The sequence below is a fragment of the Streptomyces sp. NPDC005533 genome (assembly GCF_042871845.1).
Classification (GTDB): Bacteria; Actinomycetota; Actinomycetes; order Streptomycetales; family Streptomycetaceae; genus Streptomyces.
In genome coordinates this window covers 1-2,060 of sequence record NZ_JBIAJH010000165.1, presented here as the reverse complement: position 1 = coordinate 2,060, position 2,060 = coordinate 1, and the positions used below count along the sequence as shown (strand labels likewise).

Genomic DNA, 2,060 nt, shown 5'->3' with positions numbered 1-2,060 from the left:
ATCCACGGCCGAGTACTCACAGCATCACGAACGGCCAATCCTCACACCGGTCACGGCCAACCAAGCCACTTCAGCAAGATCTTGTTACGAGCTCTTAGGAGCCATTCGGGTACGGACCCGGCGTAGTCCGTCCAGGTGAGCAAAGGGCCGCGATTCGGGGATGCGGGCCACAACCCCTCTAGCGTGCGGCCATGGAAAGCACCCCGATGCCTGAGCCGCTGCGCCGGGCGGTCCACGAACTCGTTTCCGAATCAATCATGAGTTGCCAGGAAGTTTTGCGGTACACCGAGCCTGACCAGGCTCATACCTGGAAGCGAATGACCTTGTATCGGGCAACGGATGCAGCGGACACCTTGAATCTGGTGGCCATGCTTATCGCGGCGTACTGCCAGCACCTTGGCATGTCGCCGGACACACTCCACAGCTATCTGCAGGTCGATCAGCAGGACAACCGTGCCGCCGGCCCGCAGGACGGCGACCGCGCACACCTCGCTGGCCTGCTGGGCCAGGAGCCCTCCTACGAAATCATGCGGGCGCCGCAGCTTCGAATGATGCATGGCCGTGGCAAGCGCCAAGCACAGCAAGCACAGGCGCCTGAGAACGATCCACAGAAGCTGTTCGCCGAGGCGTGCCTTCACGGCCTGAAGGCACGGCTGTCCGACGAAGTCGAAGCACTGGACAGCTACCTGTCGCCCGATGTTGCGGCGCTGGCCCGGAAAGTCGCTGAAGTGTTGGAGGAACAGCAGCCGGCCCCCGCTTGACAAGGGGCGTGCCATCGTTGAGAGGCACGCCCCCTGACGGGCGCCGGGCTCTCGCCCTCCCGGCGCCGGCGGTGTGTGTCTGGAGTCAGCGGGTTCGGCGTCAGGCATGTGCGCGGGGTGGTGGTGCCATGCTGGACGGCGGCGCGGCACGGAGTTCGACACCCATGGTGGGGCATCCGCCGAAGCAGGCGTCACATGTGGACCGGATCTACAATCCGTTGTCGGGCCGAGGCGACATGGCTGGCAAGCAGTACCTGCTGGACCTGACCGCTGCCGCGTATCCGGTCATCCCCACCATCGACCACCCCGCGGCCAGAAGGAGTACGACACCTTCCGGGAGCAAGCCGTGGCCTGCGGCATCCAGTACGCCCTTCATGCCCCCGATCCGGAGCGACGCTGGGTCCTTGAGCCCTATGAGCCCACCGAGGCGGATCTGGCCTTCGCCTGGCGCTTCATCAGCTGGAACACCCTCGATCACGGCATCCAGCGCGTGGACGCCGGCCGGACCCGGGAAGGCGAACTGCTCCTCGTCGAGCTGGAGGACCTCAACCCCTATCTGTCCATGGACTTGGTCTCCGTTCTGACCCGCGACTCCTTCGTCGCGAGTATGACGGAATCTCTCCACCGTTTCCTAAAAGCTTGACCCCGCGCCTGAGGCGTTTCGGCGCTGGAGGCTGTCGCGCGCAAGGAATCGATTTCACAAAGAGAGCGGAGAGCGAACCGGATAAGTAGGGAAATTGTAATGTTCGCCCTGGCCCATGTGGCTCTCGCGCACCGTCCCCGCACAGGCTTTACTTAGCATCAACTTGTTTCTCTCATTGCCGAGTTCGCCGGGACAGTTGGCGCGGGGGCTCGAGGCTAGGGACGCCGAGGCCGCGAGCGGCTCGGCGTCGGAAGCGACAGGCTGGACCAGCAACTGGTTTTCACCTGTCAAATTATCGCGGCTCTGACGTCCTGCGGTGCGATTCCCGCACACCGCTCTGGCCCTCTTCTACGGAGTCGAGTTCCGGCTGCCGGTGTATGAGTGAAGATCACCACGCAAACGGACGGGGCTATCACAAGTCACCCGCAACCGCGCTGATCAGCGCCCACCTTTCAGGCGCGGATGAAAGAAGCCTCCACGGGACCACCCAATTGGATTCGTGGGGCACTGCGGTAGGGTCTGCCGCACCCCCTGGCTGATCGAGGAGCGTGCACGTGTTACACCGGACCAGATGCCTGCAGATCACTGCGGCCCTTGCGTCCATATCCCTGCTCGCCGGATGCGGCCTGCTGTCGGAGGACAACGACGACGACGTC

Annotated in this window: 1 protein-coding gene and 1 pseudogene; both read left to right on the top strand. The window is 63.7% G+C overall.

All coding sequences use genetic code 11. From position 1 onward, the window contains the following. Positions 1-191: 191 nt before the first annotated feature. Positions 192-761, top strand: a complete 570-nt coding sequence (locus ACFYP3_RS37650; RefSeq protein ID WP_388842616.1) for a hypothetical protein — start codon at positions 192-194, stop codon at positions 759-761. Beyond that, positions 758-1,404: pseudogene (locus ACFYP3_RS37645) on the top strand (hypothetical protein). Before ACFYP3_RS37650 ends, ACFYP3_RS37645 begins: the two are co-directional and overlap by 4 nt. Positions 1,405-2,060: the final 656 nt, after the last annotated feature.